At 69.7% G+C, this 22597-nt stretch carries 23 protein-coding genes, 1 pseudogene and 1 riboswitch; of the genes and pseudogenes, 11 read left to right on the top strand and 13 right to left on the bottom strand.

Annotation, left to right across the window (positions count from 1 at the left end; translation table 11 throughout):
- Nucleotides 1-369: 369 nt before the first annotated feature.
- Nucleotides 370-933 (bottom strand): DinB family protein, encoded by a 564-nt coding sequence (locus B0293_RS11785; RefSeq protein WP_005167743.1) that lies wholly within the window; start codon nucleotides 931-933, stop codon nucleotides 370-372.
- Nucleotides 934-1024: 91 nt separating this feature from the next.
- Between B0293_RS11785 and B0293_RS11780 the strand changes: the two are divergent.
- Nucleotides 1025-1982, top strand: a pseudogene (locus B0293_RS11780) (helix-turn-helix transcriptional regulator).
- 288 nt (nucleotides 1983-2270) lie between these two features.
- Here the strand turns inward: B0293_RS11780 and B0293_RS11775 are convergent.
- Complete coding sequence (locus B0293_RS11775) at nucleotides 2271-4088, bottom strand: flavin-containing monooxygenase (protein WP_005167746.1); 1818 nt, start codon at nucleotides 4086-4088, stop codon at nucleotides 2271-2273.
- Between the two features lie 159 nt (nucleotides 4089-4247).
- Here B0293_RS11775 and B0293_RS11770 point away from each other — a divergent pair, with 159 nt between their 5' ends.
- On the top strand, nucleotides 4248-5450 hold the full coding sequence (locus B0293_RS11770) for a sigma-54-dependent transcriptional regulator family protein (protein WP_005167747.1): 1203 nt from the start codon (nucleotides 4248-4250) through the stop codon (nucleotides 5448-5450).
- A gap of 28 nt (nucleotides 5451-5478) precedes the next feature.
- On the opposite strand, the gene B0293_RS11765 is transcribed toward B0293_RS11770, so the two are convergent.
- The gene (locus tag B0293_RS11765) at nucleotides 5479-6000 is read right to left on the bottom strand and encodes an SRPBCC family protein (RefSeq protein WP_005167748.1); all 522 of its coding nucleotides are present in this window, start codon (nucleotides 5998-6000) and stop codon (nucleotides 5479-5481) included.
- Nucleotides 6001-6097: 97 nt separating this feature from the next.
- Entirely contained in the window at nucleotides 6098-6733 is a 636-nt protein-coding gene (locus tag B0293_RS11760) for a DUF4230 domain-containing protein (RefSeq protein WP_005167750.1), read from the bottom strand.
- 111 nt (nucleotides 6734-6844) lie between these two features.
- Here B0293_RS11760 and mptB point away from each other — a divergent pair, with 111 nt between their 5' ends.
- On the top strand, nucleotides 6845-8284 hold the full coding sequence (gene mptB / locus B0293_RS11755; protein ID WP_005167752.1) for a polyprenol phosphomannose-dependent alpha 1,6 mannosyltransferase MptB: 1440 nt from the start codon (nucleotides 6845-6847) through the stop codon (nucleotides 8282-8284).
- Here mptB and B0293_RS43515 read toward each other — a convergent pair.
- Nucleotides 8188-8733, bottom strand: coding sequence for an SRPBCC family protein (locus tag B0293_RS43515; protein WP_157376444.1), 546 nt, complete (start codon nucleotides 8731-8733; stop codon nucleotides 8188-8190). The genes mptB and B0293_RS43515 overlap by 97 nt on opposite strands.
- A 60-nt stretch (nucleotides 8734-8793) precedes the next feature.
- Between B0293_RS43515 and B0293_RS11745 the strand changes: the two genes are divergently transcribed.
- A complete protein-coding gene (locus B0293_RS11745) occupies nucleotides 8794-9375 on the top strand; it encodes a TetR/AcrR family transcriptional regulator (RefSeq protein ID WP_005167756.1) in 582 nt (193 codons plus the stop codon).
- Between the two features lie 2 nt (nucleotides 9376-9377).
- Here the strand turns inward: B0293_RS11745 and B0293_RS11740 are convergent, their stop codons facing one another.
- Complete coding sequence (locus B0293_RS11740) at nucleotides 9378-10280, bottom strand: LysR family transcriptional regulator (protein ID WP_005167757.1); 903 nt, start codon at nucleotides 10278-10280, stop codon at nucleotides 9378-9380.
- Nucleotides 10281-10363: 83 nt separating this feature from the next.
- Between B0293_RS11740 and B0293_RS11735 the strand changes: the two genes are divergently transcribed.
- Nucleotides 10364-11578: an MFS transporter gene (locus B0293_RS11735; RefSeq protein WP_005167759.1), complete on the top strand. Its 1215-nt coding sequence runs from the start codon at nucleotides 10364-10366 to the stop codon at nucleotides 11576-11578.
- A 78-nt stretch (nucleotides 11579-11656) separates the two neighbouring features.
- A riboswitch (guanidine-III (ykkC-III) riboswitch) is annotated at nucleotides 11657-11725 on the top strand.
- 11 nt (nucleotides 11726-11736) lie between these two features.
- On the top strand, nucleotides 11737-12051 hold the full coding sequence (locus tag B0293_RS11730; RefSeq protein WP_039919920.1) for a DMT family transporter: 315 nt from the start codon (nucleotides 11737-11739) through the stop codon (nucleotides 12049-12051).
- 251 nt (nucleotides 12052-12302) lie between these two features.
- Here the strand turns inward: B0293_RS11730 and B0293_RS11725 are convergent, their stop codons facing one another.
- Nucleotides 12303-13631, bottom strand: coding sequence for a carbohydrate-binding protein (locus B0293_RS11725; protein ID WP_039919921.1), 1329 nt, complete (start codon nucleotides 13629-13631; stop codon nucleotides 12303-12305).
- A gap of 134 nt (nucleotides 13632-13765) precedes the next feature.
- Nucleotides 13766-14749, bottom strand: coding sequence for a LysR family transcriptional regulator (locus B0293_RS11720; protein ID WP_005167765.1), 984 nt, complete (start codon nucleotides 14747-14749; stop codon nucleotides 13766-13768).
- A gap of 161 nt (nucleotides 14750-14910) precedes the next feature.
- Here B0293_RS11720 and B0293_RS11715 point away from each other — a divergent pair, with 161 nt between their 5' ends.
- A complete protein-coding gene (locus B0293_RS11715) occupies nucleotides 14911-15720 on the top strand; it encodes a DUF5919 domain-containing protein (protein WP_039919917.1) in 810 nt (269 codons plus the stop codon).
- A 95-nt stretch (nucleotides 15721-15815) separates the two neighbouring features.
- Complete coding sequence (locus B0293_RS11710) at nucleotides 15816-16130, top strand: hypothetical protein (RefSeq protein WP_005167769.1); 315 nt, start codon at nucleotides 15816-15818, stop codon at nucleotides 16128-16130.
- Nucleotides 16131-16172: 42 nt separating this feature from the next.
- On the opposite strand, the gene B0293_RS11705 is transcribed toward B0293_RS11710, so the two are convergent.
- The 4 genes from B0293_RS11705 to B0293_RS11690 form a co-directional block, all read right to left on the bottom strand.
- Entirely contained in the window at nucleotides 16173-17360 is a 1188-nt protein-coding gene (locus B0293_RS11705) for a cation:proton antiporter (protein WP_005167771.1), read from the bottom strand.
- A 92-nt stretch (nucleotides 17361-17452) separates the two neighbouring features.
- Nucleotides 17453-19729 carry a protein translocase subunit SecD gene (gene secD, locus B0293_RS11700; RefSeq protein ID WP_005167773.1) on the bottom strand — a complete coding sequence of 759 codons (2277 nt, stop codon included), beginning with the start codon at nucleotides 19727-19729 and terminating at the stop codon, nucleotides 17453-17455.
- 95 nt (nucleotides 19730-19824) lie between these two features.
- Nucleotides 19825-20217 (bottom strand): hypothetical protein, encoded by a 393-nt coding sequence (locus tag B0293_RS11695; RefSeq protein WP_245192173.1) that lies wholly within the window; start codon nucleotides 20215-20217, stop codon nucleotides 19825-19827.
- A gap of 29 nt (nucleotides 20218-20246) precedes the next feature.
- Complete coding sequence (locus B0293_RS11690) at nucleotides 20247-20822, bottom strand: TetR/AcrR family transcriptional regulator (protein ID WP_005167776.1); 576 nt, start codon at nucleotides 20820-20822, stop codon at nucleotides 20247-20249.
- An 81-nt stretch (nucleotides 20823-20903) separates the two neighbouring features.
- Between B0293_RS11690 and B0293_RS11685 the strand changes: the two genes are divergently transcribed.
- Nucleotides 20904-21230: a rhodanese-like domain-containing protein gene (locus tag B0293_RS11685; protein ID WP_005167778.1), complete on the top strand. Its 327-nt coding sequence runs from the start codon at nucleotides 20904-20906 to the stop codon at nucleotides 21228-21230.
- A gap of 3 nt (nucleotides 21231-21233) precedes the next feature.
- Here the strand turns inward: B0293_RS11685 and B0293_RS11680 are convergent, their stop codons facing one another.
- Nucleotides 21234-21884, bottom strand: a complete 651-nt coding sequence (locus B0293_RS11680) for a maleylpyruvate isomerase family mycothiol-dependent enzyme (protein WP_005167780.1) — start codon at nucleotides 21882-21884, stop codon at nucleotides 21234-21236.
- Nucleotides 21885-21998: 114 nt separating this feature from the next.
- Here B0293_RS11680 and B0293_RS11675 point away from each other — a divergent pair, with 114 nt between their 5' ends.
- Nucleotides 21999-22415 (top strand): RidA family protein, encoded by a 417-nt coding sequence (locus B0293_RS11675; RefSeq protein ID WP_005167782.1) that lies wholly within the window; start codon nucleotides 21999-22001, stop codon nucleotides 22413-22415.
- Nucleotides 22412-22591, top strand: a complete 180-nt coding sequence (locus B0293_RS11670) for a hypothetical protein (RefSeq protein WP_005167784.1) — start codon at nucleotides 22412-22414, stop codon at nucleotides 22589-22591. The genes B0293_RS11675 and B0293_RS11670 overlap by 4 nt, the downstream gene beginning before the upstream one ends.
- The last annotated feature ends 6 nt before the right edge of the window (nucleotides 22592-22597 follow it).

Below are 22597 nucleotides of genomic sequence, written 5' to 3'. Positions count from 1 at the left end.
CGGCGAACGGGGGGAAGCTCAACTTACCACTCACGACCCACACGACAGGGTCGCCGGGTCAGTAGCTCCGCGCGACGCCAGGACCTTTGGCACCGACTGTGTGGATTTTGGGGCCTTAGATGACCAGAAATCCACACAGTCCCTCGTGACCGGCCCGGTCGCGAGGGGGGTGTGTGGAAATAGGGACGCTGAACGTCCCTATTTCCACACACCCTTCACTCTGAGCGACAGGGAGCTTTCATCGCATCGCGTGCGGGGAAAGCGTCCTTCAGCCCGAGGAACAGTGGCGATGAGTGGCAGGTCAAGTGGGTCGTGAGTGGTAAGTGTCGTTAGAACGACACTTACCACTCACGACCGGAGCAGCGAGGGTCAGGTCGACTTCTGGCCGTCGATGCTCTCGCGCAGGATGTCGGCGTGGCCGGCGTGCTGCGCGGTCTCGGCGATGACGTGCGTCAGCACCCGCCGCACGCTGCGCACCGCGCCCGGCGGGTTCCACGGCGCCTCGGGCAGCGGATGCGTCGCGGACAGGTCGGGGATCGACGACACGATCTCCTTCGTCCGCGCGGCCACCTGCTCGTAGCGCTCGAGGATCGACGCGAGGGTGTCGCCGGGCAGCATCTTGAAGTTGTTCTGGTGGTCGATCGCCCACTGCGGGTACTCACGGGCGGTCCCGGCGCCGAGGTCGGCCCAGGTGACACCTTCCGGCAGGTCGTAAGTGATCGCGGACGGACCGTCGACCGCGAAACGCAGCCACATCTCCTCGATCGAGGCGACGTGCTTGACCAAGCCGCCGAGGCTCAGCGCGCTGACCGTCGGGCGCTCGTCGAGCTGCTCGTCCGTGAGCCCCTGGACGGTGGTGGTCAGCGTGGCGCGGACGGTGTCGAGGGCTTCGAGCAGGTCGGCGCGTTCGGCGTCGAGGATCGTGGCGGTCATCGGGCCCTCCGTGTTGTCGTTTTCTGGCACACGACCACTCTCGCAGGGGTAGAGGACAGGGTGTGGCCTCTACCCGGGGCATCATGAAAACATGCCGAAGACCTCCGCGCGTCTGCTGTCGATGCTCTCGTTGTTGCAGGCCCGCCGCGACTGGCCGGGCGCGCTGCTGGCCGAGCGGCTGGACATCAGCCCGCGCACCGTGCGGCGCGACGTCGACAGGCTTCGCGAGCTCGGCTACCCCATCGCGACCGTCAAGGGGCCCGACGGCGGGTACCGGCTCGACGCCGGGTCCGAACTGCCGCCGCTGCTGTTCGACGACGACCAGGCGGTCGCGCTGGCCGTCGCGCTCCAGATCGCCACCACGAGTGGCGCGGGGATCGAAGAGGCGGCGATGCGGGCGCTGCACACGGTCCGGCAGGTGATGCCGTCGCGGCTGCGGCGCCGGATCGACACCCTCCAGGTGACCGCCGTCGAGTCGCCCGCGAGCCGGTCCGATTCCCCGTGTCGACGGCGACGTCCTGCTGGCGCTCGGCGCGGCCGTGCACGCCCGCGAGATCCTGCGGTTCGACTACGCGGGCGCGTCTCCCCCGCGCCGGGCCGAGCCGCATCACCTCGTCACCTGGCACGGTCGCTGGTACCTCGTCGCCTGGGATCTCGACCGCCAGGACTGGCGCACCTTCCGGGCCGACCGGATCACCCCGCGCACGCCGACCGGTCCGCGGTTCACCCCGCGCGAGCTGCCCGCCCCCGATGTCGCCACCTTCGTCGCGAGCCGGTTCCGGGGTGCGTCCGAAACCGGCGACTGGCCCTGTCGCGGCGAGGTGATCCTCGACCTCCCCGCCACGACGGTCGCCGACTACGTCCGCGACGGCGTCGTCGAGGAGGTGGGCCCGGATCGGTGCCGTCTGGTGCTGGGTTCGTGGTCGTGGGCCGGGCTCGCGGCGAGCATCGGACGGTTCGACGCGGACATCGAGGTCGTCGGGCCCGCTGAACTGAAGGACGCCTTCGCCGTTCTGGCGCACCGATACGCGCGGGCGGCCGGGTCGTGAGTGGCGATTCGGGTTGGAGCCAGGGTGTCTTAGGTACCTACGGTCGCGCGGTCTCGCGTGATCAGATGGACGACACGTGTGATCAGACGGACGACATGTGTGACGGGGTGGACGACACGGGGTGGGACCCGGCGGAGAGCGTGTCGTCCAGCCAGTCACGCGTGTCGTCCATCTGATCACACGAGCCGTCCACTCAGTCACACGAAAGCCCCGGCTCGGCACGGTGGTCGTGAGTGGTGAGTCGCGTTAGAACGCGACTCACCACTCACGACCAGCCCGACCGATCCCTCACGACTTGTGATGCACCTCCTGGAGGCCGAACACCGGCGTCGGGATGCCCTCGTAGCGCGCTTTCAGTTGCAGCGCCAGATAAAGGGAGTAGTGCCGCGACTGGTGCAGGTTCCCGCCGTGGAACCACAGGCCTTCCTGCCGGGTGGGCTTCCACATGTTGCGCTGCTCCCCTTCCCACGGGCCGGGGTCCTTCGTCGTGTCCGAGCCGAGGCCCCAGCACTTGCCGACCCGGTCCGCGGTCTCCTGCCCGACCAGGTCCGCGACCCAGCCGTTCATCGAGCCGTACCCGGTGGCGTAGACGACGACGTCCGCTTCGAGTTCCGTGCCGTCGGACAGCACCACCGCGTCCCGGGTCAGGTGGTCGACCTGGCCGTGCGCCAGCTTGATCTTCCCGTCGGCCACCAGTTCCGAAGCGCCGACGTCGATGTAGTAACCGGAACCGCGGCGCAGGTACTTCAGGAACAGGCCCGATCCATCGTCGCCCCAGTCGTGCCGGAACCCGGCCGCCTCCAGCCGCGCGTAGAAGTCCTTGTCCCGCTCACGGATCGCGTCGTACACCGGGATCTGGAACTGCGGCATGATCCGGTACGGGATCGACGCGAAGATCATGTCCGCCTTGTCGGTGGTGATCCCCGCTTGCACCGCGCGTTCCGAGTACAGGTCGCCGAGACCGAGGTCCATCAGGGAATCCGACTTGACGATATGCGTCGAGGACCGCTGCACCATGGTGACGTCGGCGCCGTGTTCCCACAGCGCCGCGCAGATGTCGTGCGCGGAGTTGTTGGAGCCGACCACGACGGCCTTCTTGCCGGCGTACGCGTCCGGGCCGGGGTGCTGTGACGAATGGTGCTGATCGCCGCCGAACTCGTCCATCCCGGGGAACGACGGGAAATTCGGCTTGCCGGACATCCCGGTCGCGAACACGACGTGCCGCGGCGTGAGCACCAGCTCCTCGCCCTCGCGGACGACGGTCACCAGCCACTGCTCCTTCTCCTCGTCCCAGGACGCGGAGGTCACCTCGGTGCTGGTCCAGTACGGCACCTCCATGAGCCGCGTGTACATCTCCAGCCAGTCGGCGATCTTGTCCTTGGGCGCGAACACCGGCCAGTTGTCCGGGAACGGCAGATAGGGCAGGTGGTCGTACCAGACCGGGTCGTGCAGGCAGAGGTTCTTGTACCGCTTGCGCCACGAGTCGCCCGGCCGCTCGTTGCGTTCCAGGACGAGCGTCGGCACGTCGAGCTGCCGAAGCCTGGCACCGAGCGCGATACCGCCCTGGCCGCCGCCGATGACGACGACGTACGGCTGCTCGTCGTAGCCGAGCCGCGTCTGCTCTTCCTCGCGCTTCTCGGCCCAGGACTTCCGGCCGCGGACGACGCCGTGCTCGACGCCCTTCGACCGCTGTTCGTTGCGCCGCTCCTCGAAACCCTTGAGCTCGCGCAGGCTCGTCAGCAACGTCCAGGCGCCTTCGTCCTTCAGCCGCAAGTGGCCTTTCGCACGGCCCGTCGCGGTCTCGAACTCCAGCCACGCCTCGGTCACGCCGTCGGCCTCGGTCGGTGTCTCGGTGGTGCGGAATCCGGACAGCTCGATCCGGTCGAGGCAGGCGCCGAGCAGGTCGGTGACACCGTCGCGGCCTTCGACCGTCTTGATCGTCCAGGTGAAGGCGACCAGGTCACGCCAGTAGCTGTCGACGGCGAAGAGCGCGGCGGCGGCTTCGGTGTCGCGGGCGGCGAGGGCCGCTTCGAACCGGCTCAGCCACGCGTCGACCCGAGCCTGCGGCGAGCCCGTCGCCTCGATCCGGTCCACCGTCTGTGTCATGACCACTCCTCAACTCCCGGCGTTTCGGCTGTTACCCCGATCACACGCCGCGGGCGGGTGGAGCGACAAGGGTTGCAACGTGTTGCAGCGCGACTCCATGGCGCGTCCGCGCCGGCCGACCTATGCTGGTCCGTCGACGCGATGGTGCGGAGGTGGCCCGTGGGCGTGTTCAGCTCGGTCCCGCCCGGCGCCGACCTGCCGATGCACGCCCGCGACCTGGTCCGGATGCACGAAGCCGTGATCGGCGGCGGCCGTCCGCGTGTCCGGCCGCGGCCGCTCGTGTCGCGGTCCTGGTCACGCGCGCTGAGCCTGGGGCTCGCCGCCGACGGCGTGAACACCCGCGATTCCGTGCCGCTCGACGAGGTCGCCCGCCGTCGCCGCGGCTCACCGTTGCGACATGTCGTGGACGACCTCGGCCAGGTGCTCGGGACGACGTCCGACACCGCGAACATGCTGCTGGTGGTGACCGACGCCGAGGGCGTCATCCTCTGGCGGGCGGGTTCGCCCTCGGTCAAGCGCCGCGCCGACACTCTGGGCTTCACCGAAGGTGCCGACTGGACCGAGACCCGGGTCGGCACCAACGCGATCGGCACCGCGCTCGCCGAGGCCGCGCCGGTGGAACTGCTCGCCGGGGAGCATTTCGAACAGGGCCAGCACCCTTGGTACTGCACCGCGTCGCCGGTGCACGATCCGCGCACCGGCGAACTGCTCGGGGTGATCGACGTCAGCGGGCCCGCGCTGACGCTGCACCCCGCGATCGGCGCGCTGGTGGAGACCGGGCGGCGGCTGGTCGAATCCGAACTCTGGCGCCACCACCAGCAGGGCCTGGACAGGCTCCGCAGAACCGCCGAACCGGTGGTCGCGGGCACGGGCGGGCCGGCGCTGCTGGTGGACGACGACGGCTGGGTGGCCCACTCCGCCGGCATCGTGCCCGGGGCGAGGATCGCCGCTCCCGTCGAAGGCCAGATCCTCGCCGTTCCCGGTCTGGGCGCCTGCCTGCCCGAACGGCTCGCCGAAGGCTGGCTCGTGCGCCCGGCCGACACCGCGCGCCGGGTCCGGCTGGATCTCGAACTCGGGCACGCGCCGTTGCTGCGGATGCGGTCGGGCGACATCGGCTGGGTCCGCACCGTGACACCCCGGCACGCCCAGATCCTGGTGCACCTGCGGACGGCGGGTCCGGCCGGGCTTTCGGCCGAGGCGCTCAGCCGGGCGCTCTACGGCGACGCCGAACACCTCGTCACCGTCCGCGCCGAGGTCTCCCGGCTGCGACGGCTGCTCGGCGCCATCGTGGACACCCGGCCGTACCGGCTGGCCGCGGGCGTCGACCTTTCAGTCCACAAAGGACTCGAAGTCGGCGGCTGAGCCGATCCAGGAACTCGCGTTCAGAGGACTAAACGCGGGGTTCGCGGTGCCACTCCCGGCCTTCGAGCCTGGCCTTCACCCGCTGCAAGGTGATGCCGATGTTGGCGCGGTTGGTCGCGGCGCGGTCGGGCTCGCCGGTGATGAAGATGGCGATCGGGATGAACCACGCCGGCACCCGCAGCCAGTTCGTCACGGTGAGGCGGCTGCCGTCGCCGTCGGGGTCGATCTCGTACTCCCAGCGGGAAATCGGCACGAAGAACGGGGTGCGCACCCGGTAGGCGAACCGGTGTCCCGGCTCGGCCTCGACGATCTCGGCGTGGGTCACCCAGCGCCGCACGCCGTTGCGGTTGCTGCCCGCGAACCAATTCCCGACGCGCGCCTCGGTCGCGCCGCGGATCCAGCGGGCCTTGCGCAGTTCCTCGGTGCACTCGGCCATCGCGACGGGATCGCTGACGAGCCGGTACACCTCGTCGGGCGCGGCCGAGATCGAGATCCCGCCGGTCGCGATCGGTTCGCTGTAGGTCAGATCGTCCCTCGGCTTCGTCCCCATCGCACCCTCCCGGTCGGCCTCGTCAGCGCACCAGTACGAGGGTGGACCGGTCAAGGCGGCCGGGGAAAGCGCGCACATTCGCATAAATCCCGGCGGGTCAGGTCGTCGGTTCCGCAGCAAAGGTGACCTGGAAGCCCAGTGCCTGCAACAGTCCGGTGAGCATCGCCTTCGTGTTGGCCCTGGCCCGGTCGAGCAGGCCGGACTGCTGCGCGGCTTCCCCGATCCGCTTCTCCGCGGCGAGATGGAACTGCTGTTGGTCCGGCACCGACACCAGGGCCGAGAGCCGGTCGACCAGACCGCGTTCCTGGCCGAAGACGTAGCTGTGCTCGTTGTCCAAAGCGGGCTTCGCCAGCTTGGGTTCGGGCAACCGCACCTCGACCGCTCGCCGGTCTTCCGAGACGGTGAGGGAATTCTCCACCAGCGGTCCGAAATCGACGTACGCGTCGACGGAGCCCGACGCCACGAACAGGGTCCGCTCCCCGGCGATGGCCGAAGGCACCCATTTGACGTCCTTCTCGATGTCGACGACGACCTGGTAGTCGCCGACCGCCGCGTGGTACTGGCTCAGATCACGGACCGCCTTGAGCACCGCGGGCTGCGAACGGTCCACAGTGGACGTTCCGAACGGGTCGAGCTTCGGCAGCAGCCCGGCGATCTGCAGCGCCGCGCCGACGATCAGGATTCCGGCCAGGGCGAACACCCCGAAGCGCACCCAGCGTTTCTTCACGCCCACCACCGCCTCTCCAGCGCGTGGAGTACCCGCTGGACGCCCTCCCGAAGCGCCGGAACCGGTTTCTCGGACGATCGGCGGAACCGGATTTCGCACTTGGAGTAGTTTGGCCGCATGCAGAACGTCTTGCCCGCGCCGGAGAAGACCGGGCTGACCATCTCGGCGCTGCACTGGGCGGGTTTCCTCGGAATCGCCGTGCTGGTGCTGGTCACCTCCGGGATCGGCCTGCCGTCGGTGCTGGTGGTGGCGCTGGGCGTCACCGGCACGGCCACCCTGGTGCTGTCGTGGCTGGGCATCGGACGGCTCGCCGCCGGGCTGCCCACGCGGCGGCTGTACGGGATCGCGGTCTCGTGGTGCGCGCCGCTGCTGTTCGCGCGTCCGCTGTTCAGCGGTGACATCAACAGCTACCTGGCGCAGGGCCTGATCGCGGCCAAGGGGTTCGACACCTATCTCGTGGGACCGGCGGAGGCGCTCGGCGCCGATTCGCCGGTGACGCTCGCGGTCAGCCACTACTGGCGGGACACGCCCGCGCCGTACGGTCCGGCGTTCGTCGCGCTGGCCCGCGCGATCGCCCATGTCGCCGGGGACGCCTTCGTCCCGACGGTGCTGCTGCACCGGCTGCTGGGATTGGCGGGGATCGCGCTCCTGGCGTGGGCGCTCCCCCGGCTCGCCCGCCGCGTCGGGGTCTCGCCGTCGATCGCGTTGTGGCTGGCTCTGCTCAACCCGCTGGTGCTGTGGCACATCGTGGCGGGCGTGCACAACGACGGGCTCATGGTCGGGCTGATGGTGGCCGGACTGGAACTCGTCCTCATGGGCGCGGCGAAGACCGGCGCCGCCCGGCCCGCGCTGATCGCCGCGGGCGTGATCGCGGTCAGCGCCGCCGCCAACATCAAGATCGTGGCCGTCGCGGGCCTGCTGTTCGTCGGGGTCGACCTGTTCCGCCGGGCGACACCCGCCGGCCGGGCCGCGGTGGCGCTCGGGCTGCCCGCCGGATTCGCGGCGGTCACCGTGGCGATCTCGCTCGGCAGCGGCCTCGGGTTCGGCTGGGTCCGGGTGCTCTCCGGGGTTTCCGGCCAGGTGCACAGCTGGATGGCGCCCACCAACGAACTCGGCTTCCTCGTCGGCGGGGTCGGCAAGATCTTCGGCGCCGACCTGACCGACGGCGCGATCAGGGTGTTCTCGCTCATCGGGGCGATCCTCGGTCTCGCCGTCGGCGCCCGGCTGTTGTGGCTCACCTACCGCGAGAAGATGCACCCGCTCTACGGCGCGGGACTGACCTTCGCCGCGATGCTGGTGCTCGGGCCGGTCGTGCAGCCGTGGTATCTCCTGTGGACGGTCGCCTTGCTGGCGGTCAGCCTGACGACCGACCGCGGCCGGTGGATCCTCGCCGGGATCAGCGCGCTTTTCGGTGTTCTGCTACCGCCCGCGAACGGCGGCGCCGTGTCACTGGCGCTGGGCTACCTGATCGCCGTCGTGCTCATCGGCGGCAGCCTGTTCTTCCTGAAGCGCCGGAACCTGTTGCCGGAGATCAGGTTCCGCAAGAGCCGGACATAGGGGCTCCAACGCGCGGGCGTCCGGACCGTGCCGGTGAGTTCACGTTCGGCACGGTCCAGGCAGTCCTCCAGCAAGGCGTCGTGCAGCGGCCGCCACAGCAGCGGATAGGTGAGCCAGGCGGGGTGCCGGAGCCGCAGCACCATGAGGTGCACGAGTTCGGTGCCCCCGGATTCCGTCGCGCGCATCGTGAACTCGTGGAACCCGTCGAAGCCGCGGGGCGCGGTGAACCGGAACCTCACGGACTTCCCGGGTTCGTAGGACTCGACGCGATATCGCACCGGCCCGTGTCCGCCGTCGGCTCCCACGCCGAGCGGCCGATCGAACCGCATCGGCGGCCACGCGTCGACGGGCCAGAGCCGGTCGCCGTCCCCGGACAACGTGTCGATCAGCGCACCGACGCGCTCTTGTGCCACATCGACGATCCGGTGATGCCTGTTCCATGCGCGCATGGCGTCCTCCCAGTTCTAGAGACCTTCCCCTAAAACAATAGTAGAGGATAGTCTCTGAAAATGGGACGGCCACCTCGGCACACCGCCGACGACTTCCTCGACGCCGCCGTGCGGATCTTCGCCGCCGAAGGGGTCGCCGGGGTGACCATGTCGGCAGTCGCCCGCGAAGTCGGCGCGCCGAGCGGGTCGATCTACCACCGCTTCCCCGGACGTCCGGCCCTGCTCGCCGCCGTCTGGTTCCGCACCTTGACCGGCTTCCAGCAGGGCTTCCTCGAAGCCCTCGAACGGGAACCGGTCACGGAGGCCGCCGTCGAAGCCGCCGCACAGGTCGTCCGCTGGTGCCGTGCGTATCCCGCCGAAGGGAAACTGCTCTACGGTGGCGCCCGCGCGCTCGGCATCGACGACTGGACCTCCGAAGACCGGGCCCGCGCCGAAGACGCCAACCGTCGCCTCGACGCGGCGATCGCCAAAGTCGTCCGGCGACTGCGCCCGCTGACCGGCCGGACCACCGACGAACTGATGCTGGCGCTCGTGGACCTTCCCTACGCTGCGGTGAGGCGACACCTCGATCGCGGCGAGGCGCCACCGCCGCGCACCGTCGATCTGGTGGTCAAGGCGACTCGCACGCTCCTGACGGGCTGAACTCAGGACCGGACCGGGATCACGAGGGAGAACTCCCCGCCGTCGATCAGGTCCAGCAGCAGGCGGGCCGTCCGGCCGGGCGGCCGTTCTCCTCTGGTGGCGATGGTCAGCGGCCAGCTGAGGCCGGGTTCGTCGAGCGGGATCGTCCGGACCCCCGCGAGCAGCCGGAGATCGGGCACGACGGCGACACCGAGCCCCGCCGCCACGTAGGCGGGCACCGCGCGCAGGTCGGCGACCTCGACGACGACTCGCCGCGGCGCCCCGATCCGCTCGAAAGCACGGTCCAGGGCGACCCGGTTGCCGAAGCCGCGCGGATTGTCCACGAACGACTCGCCCGCGAGGTCCGCCAAGGTCAGCGATCGCCGGTCGCGCAGCCGATGCCCGTCGGGCAGCACGACGACGAACGGCGCCGAACCGACCGGCTTGGTGTCGAGTCCGGCGAGGTCGGATTCGGGCAGGCCGAGCAGGGCGACGTCGAGCCTGCCCTGGCGCAGGTCCTCGGCCAGCCCGGTCGAGCCGGTGATCGACACCGTCACGTGCAGCTCGACCAGCGGATACCGCCGGTGGAACGCACCGAGCAGCTCGGGCAGGTCGAGGTCGCCGACGCTGGTCAAGGTGCCGAAACGGAGACTGCCGCGCAGGCCGGCGGAGGCGTCGGCGACCACCTCGCGGGCCCTGTCGACGGCCTCCAGCGCGGCCTTGGCCTCGGGCAGGAACACCGTGCCCGCCGGGGAAAGCGCGACGCGCCTCGTCGACCGGTCGAACAGCTTGACGCCCAGTTCGCCTTCGAGCGCCTGGATGGTCGCCGAGACGGTGGACTGCACCGCGTACAGCCGTCGAGCGGCGCGGGTGAAGCTGAGTTCCTCGGCGACGGCGACGAAGCATTCGAGCTGACGAGTCTCCACGACTCGGAATTATCGCAGTTTCGAATAACTGTGACCAGTATTGTTCGTTGGACTTGGATGATCACAGGATCCACAGTGGAAGCATGCTGAACAGCGCCACTCTCCCCCGTCCCGCGCTCCGGCGGGTCAGCCACGGCCGCGGCTTCTGGGTCATCGCGGCCGCCTACGCCGCCTCGCTGGCCTTCTCCACCGTCCCGACCCCGCTCTACGTGCTCTACCAGCAACGTGACGGCTTCCCGACCTACGTCGTGACCATCGTGTTCGCGGCCTACGCGGTCGGCGTGATGGGCAGCCTGTACCTCGCCGGTCATGTCAGCGACTGGCTGGGGCGACGGCGGGTCATCCTCGCCGCGACCCTGACTCAGGCGCTTTCCGCGACGCTCTTCCTGGTGTGGCCGGACGTGCCCGGGCTGATCCTGGCCAGGCTCATCGGCGGCGCGGGCATCGGCGCGCTGACCGCGACCGCCACCGCGCATCTGTCCGAGCTGCGCGCCGTCGCCCGGCCGAGCGAGGACCACGGCCGCGCGGGACTGATCGCGACCGTGGTCAACATGGGCGGGCTGGCACTCGGACCGCTTTTCGGCGGCGTCTTCGCGAGCTATTCGGCGGAGCCGCTCACCACGCCGTTCGTGTTCTTCCTGGTCCTGCTGCTCGCCTCGGCCATCGCGGTCGCGCTCGTGCCGGAAACGGTCGAACGCGCCGAAGAGCGGCCCGCGTACCGGCCACAGCGCGTCTCGCTGCCGTCGAGCGCGCGGACCGCGTTCTTCGGCGCGGCGATCGGCGCCTTCGCCGCCTTCGCGATCACGGGACTGTTCATGGCGCTGACGCCGACGTTGCTGGCGCAGGGAATGCACCAGAGTTCGCGGATGCTGGCCGGACTCGCTTCGTTCTCCGTGTTCCTCGCGGCGGCCGCGGCACAAGTGGTCTTCGCCGGTCTGGCCAGGAAAACCCAGCTGCGCCTCGGTCTCGCGCTGATGGTGACCGGGCTGGTGGCGCTGCCGATCGCGGTGACGACGTCCCAGCTGTGGCTCTTCCTCGCGGGCGGGGTCCTGGCGGGCGCCGGAGTCGGCCTGGGCTTCCGCGCCTCGGTGGCCACCGTCGCCGCCCTCGCCGAGCCGCCGGTGCGCGGCGAGGTGCTCGCGGCCCTGTTCCTGGCCGCCTACGCCGGGCTGGTCCTGCCCATCCTCCTCGTCGGCATCTCGCTCATCTGGCTGCCGAGCGCGTGGGCGCTGATCGGATTCTCGGTGCTGGAACTGGGTTTGCTCGCCTGGTCCGCGCCCAAGGTCCTGACGCGCTGACCGTCCACAGTGGCCTGTCGGGTGGTGATCCTCGTCAAACCCGCGGGCGCCCCGCGCACGCGGTGTGCGATCCTGGTCGTGGAACCTCCTGATCGAGGTCCCCGGACGAGTGGGTGCCGTACCCGGCCAGCGACAAGACGGCGCTCTGGGAGCGCGTCATGTCGTGGCTTGTCCTGATCGTTTCGGGTGTACTGGAAGCCGTGTGGGCCACCGCCCTCGGCAAGTCCGAAGGATTCTCCCGGCCCGTGCCGTCGGTGGTCTTCGGTGTGACGCTGGTGGCGAGCATGGTGGGTCTCGCCTACGCGATGAGGGATCTCCCCGTCGGCACCGCGTACGCGGTCTGGGTCGGGATCGGGGCTTCGCTCACCGTCGCCTACGGCATGTGGTCGGGCGCGGAAACCGTTTCGCTGGCCAGGATCCTGCTGATCGTGGGGATCGTGGCCTGCGTGGTGGGACTGAAAGTCCTGCACTGAGCCGGTCGCGAGAAGGTGCCGGTCGCGAGAAGGTGCCGCTCTCTTGAAGGCAGGGCAAAGGTGTCCTGCCGGCTGCCAAGTCCGTGAAGGCCTCCTTGAGGGACCCAGAGTCCCTCAAGGAGGCCTTCACGGACCGGTGCTCGAGGTTCGAAGGTGTCGCGACGGAAATGGGGACCGCCCCCGACGCACGGACGACGTCGGGGGCGGTCGGTCCGGGCGCACCCCTGCGTGTGGCCCGGACGGCTAGGCGGTCAGGCGCGGGCCCAAAGCGCTGGGACGTTGGGCGGCTCCCATCCAGCCTGTGCGGTGTGGCCCTGGAGGGCCCGGTAGGAAACTCCGTTGTAGGTGACCGTCGCGCCGGCGGCGTAGGTGGTGCCGGCGGCCCAGGTGCCGGTGGGCGGGTTGGACGTCGTGTTGGTCGGCGTCGTGGTGGTGCTGCTCGGCGGGTTCGAACCCGAGGTCACCAGCTTCAGGCCGTAGACGCTCAGGATCACCGAGACCGGCTGGAAGTAGAACGTGCCGCCCGAGGTGCAGTTGCCCGAACCACCGGAGGTGACGCCCTGGGCCTGGTCACCCGCGAGCCACGAGCCGCCGGAGTCGCCCGGTTCGGCGCAGGCGTTGGTCCGGGTGAGACCGGTGACGGTGCCCTGCGGGTAGCTCACCGAGGCGTTCTTCTGCTGGATGGTGCCGCAGTGCCAGCCCGTCGTGGAGCCGGAACGGCAGACCGAAGCGCCGATCGCGGCTTCCTGCGAACCCGCCACCGGCACGGTGCCCGGGTAGCGGTTGACCAGTCCTCGCGGGGTGTTGCCCGCGTCGACGCGGACCCACGCGTAGTCGTTGCCGGGGAAGGTGGAGCCCGCGACGGACCCGCTCGGGTTCGAGGTCCGCGTGCCGGTGGTGCCGCAGTGCCCGGCGGTCACGAAGCCGCCCTCGACCGAGAAACCGATCGAGCACCGGCCCGAGCCGAAGGTGTAGGCGTTGCCGCCGATGACGTCGATCAGCGGAACCGGGCTTTCGTTGCTGGTCTCGACCCGCACCGCGTCGGCGCGCACACCGGACGCGGTCGCCCACGACTTCGCGGCGGCCTCGCCACCGGTGTGGGCCAGGACGACGATCGAGTTGGAGGCGACGTCGACGTACCAGCCGGGCACGCTCTTCGGCGCGGTGGATCCCTTGGTGTCCAAGGACAGCTTCGCCGCGTCGAGCTGGGCCGAGCTCCGCGCGACGGTCTTCGGGGTCGCACCCGCCGCGCGGACGGTGCCCTCCAGCGCCGCGTCGGTGACCGCGACGGTCAGCTTGGACCCGGCCGCGTCCAGCCACGATCCGCCGTAGGACGGGCCGAGCCGGGTCTTGAGGGCACTGTCGGTGTAGGCGGCCTTCTGTTCGTCGGCGAGCCGGGTTCTGGCCTGATCCGGGCTGATCTTCAGATCGCGCGCCATGGCCGCGACGATCTCCGACTGCACCTGGTCCGACGCCGTGACGGTCTGGCCGGCGCTGGCGCTCGGCGTCAGCGCGACGGCCGTGACCAGGCCGGCTCCGGTTAGGGCCGCCGCGGCGGCCGCTACGATCTTTCGGTTCATTTCAGGCGTTTCCTCACCGACGTTCCGGAAGAAGATCTCGTCCCAGACCGTACGAGGCGCCTGCTGCAAAAGGTACATACCATTTAGGTCATATCCACTCAGTGGACTGGACCTTTCGGCGGCTTCCGCCCAGGTCAGCGCACTCCGGCGTCCGTGTAGTCCACGCCGTAACCCGGGTTCAACTCGAGATACTTCGAGTAGGTCGGCCGCCGGTCGATCAGTTCGCCGTACACCGCGCGGGACAGGGCGATCATCTCCGCGGCGAAGGGACCCATCTCCCCGCGTTCCGACCAGCCGACGAGATTCCGCCAGCTCAACGGGTTCCCCGCGATCGGGACCGCGACGATACCCGGGATCTCGTGGAACAGCGGCTGGCACAACACCACCGCGTGTCCGGACTCGACCATCTCGATACAGGTCAGCACATCGGTCTCGTACAGCGAACGCGGCGTGAATCCCGACCGCGCGCACGCGGACGCGAAACAGTCGCCGAAACAGCCGTCACCCGGCGTCGCGCACCAGCGCTCGTCCGCCAGCTCACCGAGTTCGACCTCGTTCTGCTGTGCGCGCTCGTCCCGCGCCGACATCAGCACGAACACCGGATGATGCGCGAGCGTCCGCCAGCGGAGGCCGGGCTCCGGCGGCGGGGCGGCGTCACCGCAGACACCGACGAAGGCGAAGTCCAGCCCGCCCTCCGCGGTCATGTCCGCGAGCTTGTTGGCCGACCACGACGTGTGCGTGGCGACATGGATGTCGGGATGGGTGGTGCCGAGGCGTTGCAGGAGCGCCCCGAGCATCGGCCCCGTCGCGGAGCCCAGCCGCAGGGTCATCGGCTCGCCGGTCCCGGCGTGCTGGGCGAGACGCGCGGCCTCGTCGTGCAGCGACGACACGGCGGGAAGGACCATCTTGGCCCTGTCGAGCACCAGGAGGCCGAGCGCGGTCGGCCGGGTGCCCGTGTGGTCGCGCAGGAAGAGCTTCCCGCCGAGCGTCCGTTCGATGCGCTTCAGTTGTGCTGTCAGTGCAGGCTGGGCCATTCCGAGCGTGTTCGCCGCTTTGGTGATACTCCCGAGTTCGGCGATCGCGCACATGATGCGCAAGTGGCGCAGTTCCAGCTCCATCCCTCTACGTTAGTAGACATAACTGGACTGGACCAGACAAACGGTTGAGCCAAATGGCTTCGTATCGCTTGGTTCGCGGTATGCCATCGATGTCAGCAATCCCGGACAAGCCGAGCGTCCGGCCGATACTGCCACCACGCGACCGAAGAAGAGGGGGTTCAGTGGCGGACGAGCCTGGACGGATCCGGCGATCGCTGGCACGCGTGATCACCGACGACAACCTGGATCTGTATGTACTGGGCGCCGTCGCCCTGGTGTTCACCGTTCTCGGCGCGACCGGGATCTCCGACGTCAAAACGCTTTCGTCTGTGGTCACGGCGTTGCTGGCACTGCTCGCCTTCTCACAGATCCGCTCGCGACGGCTGACCGAACAGGTCCGGGACTCGAACCGGGGCGGCCCCGCCGCGCTGTTCGAACCGGAATTCCCCGCCGACCTCATCGCCCGGCGCGCGGCGGCTTTCGACATCCTCCTCATCGGTCACTCGATGACCAGGACCGTGCAGGGGATGCGCAGCGACATTCGGTCGATCCTCGAAGCGGGCGGACGAATCCGGGTCCTTTTACTGGATCCCACCGACGATGCGCTCATCGATGTCGCCGATCGCCGAATTTCCCGAAGCCTGGGCCATGGCCGTCTGCGGCAACGGATCATCACGACCCTCGACGAACTGACGTCCTTGAAGAGCAGGACGAGCGGCCGGTTGGAGATCCGGGTGTCGTCGCGGATCTCCTCCGCGGGCTTCAACTGTCTCGACGTCTCCTCCAAACGGGGCCTGATCTGCGTCCAGCACTACGAATACCGGCCGCCCGGCGAAGCCTCGCCGGTGTTCACAATGGAACCGAAGGACGCTCCCTGGTACGGGCACTTCGCGGACGAAGCGGAGCGGCTGTGGGAAGACGGCGCTCCTTGGCCACTGTCCCCCGCGGACCGGCCGGAATCCGACCCGCCGCCCGCCGTCACGAGCCGGTGATCGACCAGAGTCGGCGATAACGGTTCGGAAACGGCGCTCGTCCGGGCCGATCCCTCTCTCATAGGGTGCCTGCTTTCGCACCCAGGGGAGGGTTCGTGCACATCCACGCCAGACGTCGGTCCATCAGCTTCAGCGGCCGGACGATCACGATCAAGGCGGCCGTCAAAGGACTCGGCGACCGGAAGCACACGTTCAGTATCGAGAAGATCAGCGGTATCAAGAACGTCCCGCCGACGGCGTTCAAGCCGGGAAGGCTCATCTTCGAAGTACCCGGGGCCTCCAAGACGATCGTCGAGGACGTGCCCATGTACGCCGACAAGGTGGACATGAACACCTTCACCTACGGCGGCATGAATTCGAAGCACGTGAAAGACCTCGAAGCGGCGATCAGGAAGGCGATGAGCGCCTGACCGGTCGTGAGTGGTAAGTAACGCTAGAACGTCACTTACCACTCACGAGGTCTTCGACTTCCGGTTCAGGAAAGCCGTCGCCCCGACGCCGTGCGCGGCGACGCTCGCCAGCACGGTCACCGCCATGACGCTCAGCGCGACGTCCGCCGCTTCGCCGTCGAGTGAGTTGAAGGCCAGCAGCCCGAACACGATCGACGCCGCGCCGCGCGGCGCCAGCAGACCGATGGTCATCCGGTCCCGCCACCGGAAATCCGTGCGCAGCAAGGTGAGCAGCACCGGGATCAGCCGGGCGACGGTCAGCGCGACGACGCTGACGATCACCACACCCCACGTCAGGCCGAAGGACAGCACCAGCACCGCGGTGCTGCCGAAGACGAACCACATCAGCAGCCCGCACAGCGAACTGACGTCCTCGGCGAGCCCGAGTTCCTCCTCGCCGGGGTGCCGGGCGGTCTTGTACGCGATGCCGCAGATGAACGCGGCGACGAAACCGTTGCCGCCGATCGCGACGGCGGCCGTGTAGGTCAGCAGCGGCAACGCGACGGCCGCGACCCGCGCGGAGTGCCGGGTGGACCAGCCGTGTTTGCCGGTCACGTTCATCGCCACCGCGGCCACCACACCGATGACGGAACCCGCCAGCACGGCCAGCAACGCCGCCGGGATCGCGGCCCGCAGCGCCTCGCCCGGCGTGTTCGCCTGGTTGTGGCTCCCCGCGAGGGTGAGCGCGAAGATGAACACCGGGGCGACGACGCCGTCGTTGTACCCGCTTTCGACGTTCAGCAGATGCCGCACGCGTTCCGGCACGCGTACGTCGTGCACCACCGAGGTCGCGGGCGCGAAATCCGTGGGCGCGATGATGCAGGCGATCAGCAGGACCGCCGCCCAGCCGAGGCCGGGCAGCGTCAGGAGGCCGACACCCATCACGATCAGGATCGTCAGCGGCAACGCGATCAGCAGCAGCCGCACCGCGGTCTTGGCGTCATGGCCGAGATAGCCGCCTTTGACCGCGGTGGCGTCCACGAACAACAGCAACGCGAGGATCAGTTCCGCCGCGTTGAGCGCGATCTCGGTGTTGAGCCCGTTGCCGAGGTCGTTGCGGGTGCTGAACCCGATCGCCAGCCCCGCCGCGACCATCGCCATCGGCGCGGTGATCTGCCACCGTTCCAGCCGTGCCGCGGTCATCGTCCAAGCCAGCACCACGACAGCGCCGACGAGCACGCTCTGGATCATCTACCCCGCCCCTCGTTCCCGGTGGACTCCCCTGCCACCGGGAACGAGCATAGAGGCCGGACCGAACGCGGCGGTCCACAAAGGAACGCCGATCACACCACCGCGCCGTTGTCGTCGCGCTTTTGAGTCCGCGACGCCTTTCGCGCGGGCCGCCCTGCTCCTGGCCATCGCTTGTCGAGCAGGATCGCGACAGGACCCGCGGTGGCCACAGTGGACACTGTGCCCGCGACGAGGCCCAGCAGGAGCGCGAGGGCGAAGTCGGCCAGTGAACCGTCCCCGAGGAACAGCAGCGCCCCGAGCACGAACAGCACGCCGATCCCGGTGTTGATCGTCCGGGGCAACGTCTGCAGCACGGCCGTGCCGACGACGCGGGCGAACGGCTCCTTGCGCCGCTGTCCCCGCACTTCCCGGACCCGGTCGAAGACCACCACCGAGTCGTTCACCGAGTAGCCGATCACCGTCAGCAGCGCGGCGAGGAATACGCCGTCCAGGGACTTGCCCAGCCAGGCGAAGATCCCGAGGATGATCAGGACGTCCTGGGCGAGCGCGGCCACGGTGGCCAGCCCGAGCCGCCAGTCGAACCGCACCGCCAGGTAGATCAGCTGCGCCAGCACCGCGAGGCCGAGCGCGATCACCGCCTTGGTGCGCAGTTCGGCGCCGAGGCTCGGGCCGATCTGCTCGTCGCGGATCTCGGTGGCGTCCCCGGCGACTCCGGAGATCGCGGCCCGGATCCGGTCGGTGGCGGCGTCGTCGATCGGCTCGGTGCGGACCGCGATGTCCTTCTCACCGGACATCTGCACGACGGCGCGGGGGAATCCGGCGTCGGAGACCGCGTCGCGGACCTGTTCGACGTCGGCGTGCGACGAAGTGCTGTACTCGATCACCCGGCCGCCGGTGAATTCGACGCCGAGGTTCGGTCCCGCCACGAACAGTCCCGCGATCGCGGCGATGACGACCGCGCCCGCGACCATCAGCCAGCGCCGGGGTTTGCCGAGGAACTCCGGATCACGCCGGTTCACCCAGTGCCGGACCCGGCCCTCGTGGGTGAGCCCGGAAAGCCGCGGTTTGCGTGCGACGAAACCCCGCATGGTGAGGTGCAGCAGCAAGCGCGTGAGCACGAGCGAGATGAACAGGGCCACGACGACACCGATCGACAGCGTCACCCCGAATCCGCGCACCGGGCCGGACGCCAGCCAGAACAGCAGCCCCGCGGCGAGCAGGGTCGTCACGTTCGAATCGACGATCGCCGACAACGCGCCACTGAACCCGCGGCTGACCGAACGCGGCAGTGAGCCACCGCGTTTGACGGAGTGTTCTTCTCTCGCCCGTTCGAAGACGAGCACGGTCGCGTCGACGGCCATGCCGATGGCCAGGACGAAGCCGGCGAGCCCCGGCAAGGTCAGCGTCGCGCCGACGGCGAGCAGGGCGGCGTAGGACACGGCGGCGTACGCCACCAGCGTGCCCACGGCGATCAGCCCGGCCAGCCGGTACACCGCGAGCAGGAACAGCGCGGTCAGCGCCAGGCCGATCACGGCGGCGCGGGCGCTGGCGTCGATCGCGGCGGCACCGAGCGTGGGGCCGACGGTCCGCTGCTCGATGATCTCGACCGGTGTCGGCAGCGCGCCGGCGTTGATCAGCAACGCCAGGTCCTTCGCCTCGGCCGGGGAGAACTGCCCGGTGATCTGCGTGCTGCCGCCGACGATCCCGACCCCGCAGGCGACCTGCGGGCTCACCTGGGGTGAGGAGATCACCTTGTCGTCGAGCGCGATCGCCACCCGGCGGGTCGGGTCACCGGGTGGCGAGCAGGCCGCCTGCCCGGTCAGCCGCTCCCAGGCGCGACCGGAATCCCCTTTGAAGTCGACGGAAACGAGCCAGCCGCCGCCTCCTTGCGAATCGATCGAGGAGCGTGCCCCGTCGACGCCTTCGCCGGTCAGCGCGGCGGGTCCGAGCGTGATCGGCTGACCGCTCTCGTCGGGCAGGACGCGGTCGCCGGTGGAGGCGCCGACGCCGACCACCGGATGGAAGGACAGCTGCGCGGTACGGCCGATCACCTCGACGGCCTCGCGCGGATCCCGCACGCCGGGTAGTTCGACGATGATCCGGTTGTCCCCGGAGCGGGCCAGCATGGGCTCGGCGACACCGAGGGCGTCGACCCGGCGGCGCAGTACCTCGAGCGTGCGGTCGGTGGTCTCGGCGTCGGCGGTGACGGTGGGCGAATTCTTGGTCTCCAGCACGATCTGCGTGCCACCACGCAGATCGAGCCCCAGGCGCGGGGCGGTGGTCAGCAACAGGTACACGGTCGCGGCGAGGACGACCAGCGAGACGACGGCTCGCCCGGTCATGCCTCGCCGCGCGGTTTCGCGCGGCACGAAGGGTTCTCCTCGATGAATTCACCCGCGCGCGGCAACGGAAGGCAGGCGCGCGGATTCCCGGTCCGGGCACGCGGAAGACGGGCCCGGGAGCTTCAGACGGCTACCGGGGAAGGAGGAGCGCGATCGCCCAGCGCGAGGCGGTTCGCCGTGCGCTGGGGCGGGGTGACGTCGTCGTGGAGTTCGCTGAGGCGGAGCAGGGTCGTGGACGCGGGCCCGTGCGGGACGGTGCCGAAGAGAGGCAGGTCACCGTGACCGTGCACACCCAGCAGCGAGGGTTCGGCGGCGAGCCTGCCCATGGCGCGCACGGGCGTGACGGCCTTGGAGACCGAGGAGTCGACCGTCGCGTTCGCCCCGCGCGACTCGTCCGCCGAGGCGGAATCACCCGAGTGCAGGGAGAGAAAGAGGCCGAGTGAGGTCAGCACGGCGGCGAGCAGGACGAGCACGGCCTGCCTCGCAGGCCGGTACGTCCGGCGCCCTACCGTCATCGACACACTCCCGGGTTCTCGACGACACCCTACTTGGGTCCGGCCTCCCGCCACAGGCGCGTGATCCCCGCGCGGACGCGGTCCTCCCCCAGTTCCGGCAGCAACGCGGTCAGGTGCTCGGCCGCCAGCGGGGCCAGCAGGGCGTGCGCGGCGTGCTCGGGGTCGGGGACGCCGTCGAGCAGGATCGCGACGTGCCGGTGCCAGAACCGGTAGGCGCCGATGCGGTAGCGCGCGCCCGGTGCCGCGGTCTCCGACATCCGCACCAGCGGCAGGTGCTTGAGCACGTAGTCGAGGTAGGCGTCGGCGAAGGCCACGAGGCGTTCCGGCGCCGTCGCGCCAGGGCCCAGCGGCGGCGGCCCCGTCAGGATCCCCTCCTGGAGCACGCGTTCCCGGGCGTCCAGCAGCGCGGCGGCCAGCCCTGCCTTGTCCCCGAAGCGGCGGAACAGCGTCCCCTTGCCCACTCCCGCGGCCGCCGCCACCTGATCCATCGACACGGCTTCGACGCCATGCCCGTCGAACAGCGACGCGGCCGCGTCCAGGATGGCGGCCCGGTTACGGGCGGCGTCGGCGCGCTCCTTGGGCGGCGGCGTCCGCAGAAGTTCCAACGACGTTGCGGAAGCGGACTGCGGTCCGTTATGGTCGTTAGGCACATACGGACTATAGTCCGATTAACTGGAGGTAGCGACATGACCGCACTCATCACCCGTGACGAACTGAAGGCCGCGATCGACGCGAAGACCGTGACGGTGGTCGACGCGCTGGGTGGCGAGTACTACGCCAAGCAGCATCTGCCCGGCGCCGTTCCCTTGGTCCTCGCCGAGGTCGACGCGCGGGCCGCGACCGTGCTGCCCGATCGCGGCGCCGCCGTCGTCACCTACTGCTCGAACCCCGCGTGCCCCAACAGCGGACAGGTAGCCGACCGCCTCACCGCCCTCGGCTACACCGACGTCCGCAAGTACCGGGAGGGCATCGAGGACTGGGCCGGCGCGGGCCTGCCCCTCGAACAGGGCTGAGCCTCACTCCGGCGACGGGACATGTCGGCGCAGGATCGGGACCCCGTCGCCGCGGAGTTCGGCCAGGTACGCCGCCCGTCCGGTCATGGCCATGATCAGCGTCAGGGTCGCGCCCGAGACGAGCGGCCCGGAACCGACGGCGAAGGGGCCGTCGGTCGCTTCCAGCCGCAGCCCGCCGATCCGCCCTTTCGCCTGCACCACCAGGTCGGAGCCCTGGTAGTACCCGGCCAGCGCGGTGAGCGTGGCGATCGGATAGTCCCGGCGGATGCCCAGCGGGCGGCGGATGTCCTCGGCGTGGACGATCGCCTCGCCGAGCATCGCGATCTTGGGCAGGGGCGGTTTCGTCGTACTGGTCACGACCCGGCGAAACCGCTCCAGCGTCTCGGCGCCGTCGTCGCCCAGTTGCTCGGCCAGCCGCATGGCGACCTGCTTGTCGAAATCCCACCGGCAGCGGATCACTCCCGCCATCCACCTCAGCGGCGTGAGGCTCGCCCCCGAGGTGAGATGCGCGAGCACCTCGCGCACCGTCAGCCCGGCGCACAGCGACGGCGTCGCCCACCGCTCTTCGGTGAGTCCCGCGAGGTCTTCCGCCAGCGCCGCCCGCTCGGCGTGGACCAGCGGCCAGACCTCGGCCTTCGCTCCTGAATCCGTCATCTTCGGAGTCCCTCCAGTCATCGTCCTTCTAAAGGGAGACTCCGGCAGCGGCGCCGAATCATCGGTCCCCGACAATCGGATTCGAATCAACCGCACATCGAGAAGTGGGGACCGATGATCCAGCGCTGGAATCCGGAGACCGTCGCGGCACCGATCGGGCCGTACAGCCATCTGGTCCGCGTACCCGCCGACCATGAACTCGTCGTCGTGTCGGGTCAGGTCGGCGTGCTGCCCGACGGCGAACTGGCGGGTCCGGACGCCGAATCCCAGACCCGGGCGTTGCTCGCCAACCTCGAACGGCTGCTCGAAGCCGCGGGAGCCGGGCCGGAGCATCTGGTCAAGGTCTTCAGCATGCTGTCCGGCACCGAGCACCTCGCCGGTTTCCGCACGGCGATGCGCGAAACCTTCACCCGCTGGTACCCGGAAGCGGACTGGCCCGCCCAGTCGCTGATCGTCGTGGCGGCGCTGGCGCGGCCCGAACTCGTCGTCGAGGTCGAGGCGCTGATCGCGGTGCCCACCCTCGTCTCATGACGATGGGAACGGCGTTGCTCCTCATCGGCGGCGGGATGCTCCTGGTCATCCTGATCCTGCTCACCATAGGGACGCTGCTGGGCCGACGGGTCCGGCGCGGCAGAAAGCAGGGTCGCTACCCCTACCGCTCCGGACCCGGCACCTACGACAACTCGTCGTCGGGCGGCCCGCACTGAGCCCGG

This window comes from Amycolatopsis azurea DSM 43854 (assembly GCF_001995215.1).
GTDB lineage: Bacteria > Actinomycetota > Actinomycetes > Mycobacteriales > Pseudonocardiaceae > Amycolatopsis > Amycolatopsis azurea.
This window is presented reverse-complemented; position numbering and strand designations above follow the sequence as displayed.

Bases quoted from the DNA above. Each gene is read 5' to 3' on its own strand.
- B0293_RS11730 (WP_039919920.1), top strand. From the start codon at position 11,737: ATGTCGTGGCTTGTCCTGATCGTTTCGGGTGTACTGGAAGCCGTGTGG.
- B0293_RS11685 (WP_005167778.1), top strand. From the start codon at position 20,904: ATGACCGCACTCATCACCCGTGACGAACTGAAGGCCGCGATCGACGCG.
- B0293_RS43515 (WP_157376444.1), bottom strand. From the start codon at position 8,733: ATGCGCGCATGGAACAGGCATCACCGGATCGTCGATGTGGCACAAGAG.
- B0293_RS11785 (WP_005167743.1), bottom strand. From the start codon at position 933: ATGACCGCCACGATCCTCGACGCCGAACGCGCCGACCTGCTCGAAGCC.
- B0293_RS11775 (WP_005167746.1), bottom strand. From the start codon at position 4,088: ATGACACAGACGGTGGACCGGATCGAGGCGACGGGCTCGCCGCAGGCT.
- B0293_RS11745 (WP_005167756.1), top strand. From the start codon at position 8,794: ATGGGACGGCCACCTCGGCACACCGCCGACGACTTCCTCGACGCCGCC.
- B0293_RS11680 (WP_005167780.1), bottom strand. From the start codon at position 21,884: ATGACGGATTCAGGAGCGAAGGCCGAGGTCTGGCCGCTGGTCCACGCC.
- B0293_RS11765 (WP_005167748.1), bottom strand. From the start codon at position 6,000: ATGGGGACGAAGCCGAGGGACGATCTGACCTACAGCGAACCGATCGCG.
- B0293_RS11735 (WP_005167759.1), top strand. From the start codon at position 10,364: ATGCTGAACAGCGCCACTCTCCCCCGTCCCGCGCTCCGGCGGGTCAGC.
- B0293_RS11720 (WP_005167765.1), bottom strand. From the start codon at position 14,749: ATGGAGCTGGAACTGCGCCACTTGCGCATCATGTGCGCGATCGCCGAA.
- B0293_RS11725 (WP_039919921.1), bottom strand. From the start codon at position 13,631: ATGAACCGAAAGATCGTAGCGGCCGCCGCGGCGGCCCTAACCGGAGCC.
- B0293_RS11705 (WP_005167771.1), bottom strand. From the start codon at position 17,360: ATGATCCAGAGCGTGCTCGTCGGCGCTGTCGTGGTGCTGGCTTGGACG.
- B0293_RS11695 (WP_245192173.1), bottom strand. From the start codon at position 20,217: ATGACGGTAGGGCGCCGGACGTACCGGCCTGCGAGGCAGGCCGTGCTC.
- B0293_RS11675 (WP_005167782.1), top strand. From the start codon at position 21,999: ATGATCCAGCGCTGGAATCCGGAGACCGTCGCGGCACCGATCGGGCCG.
- mptB (WP_005167752.1), top strand. From the start codon at position 6,845: ATGCAGAACGTCTTGCCCGCGCCGGAGAAGACCGGGCTGACCATCTCG.
- B0293_RS11670 (WP_005167784.1), top strand. From the start codon at position 22,412: ATGACGATGGGAACGGCGTTGCTCCTCATCGGCGGCGGGATGCTCCTG.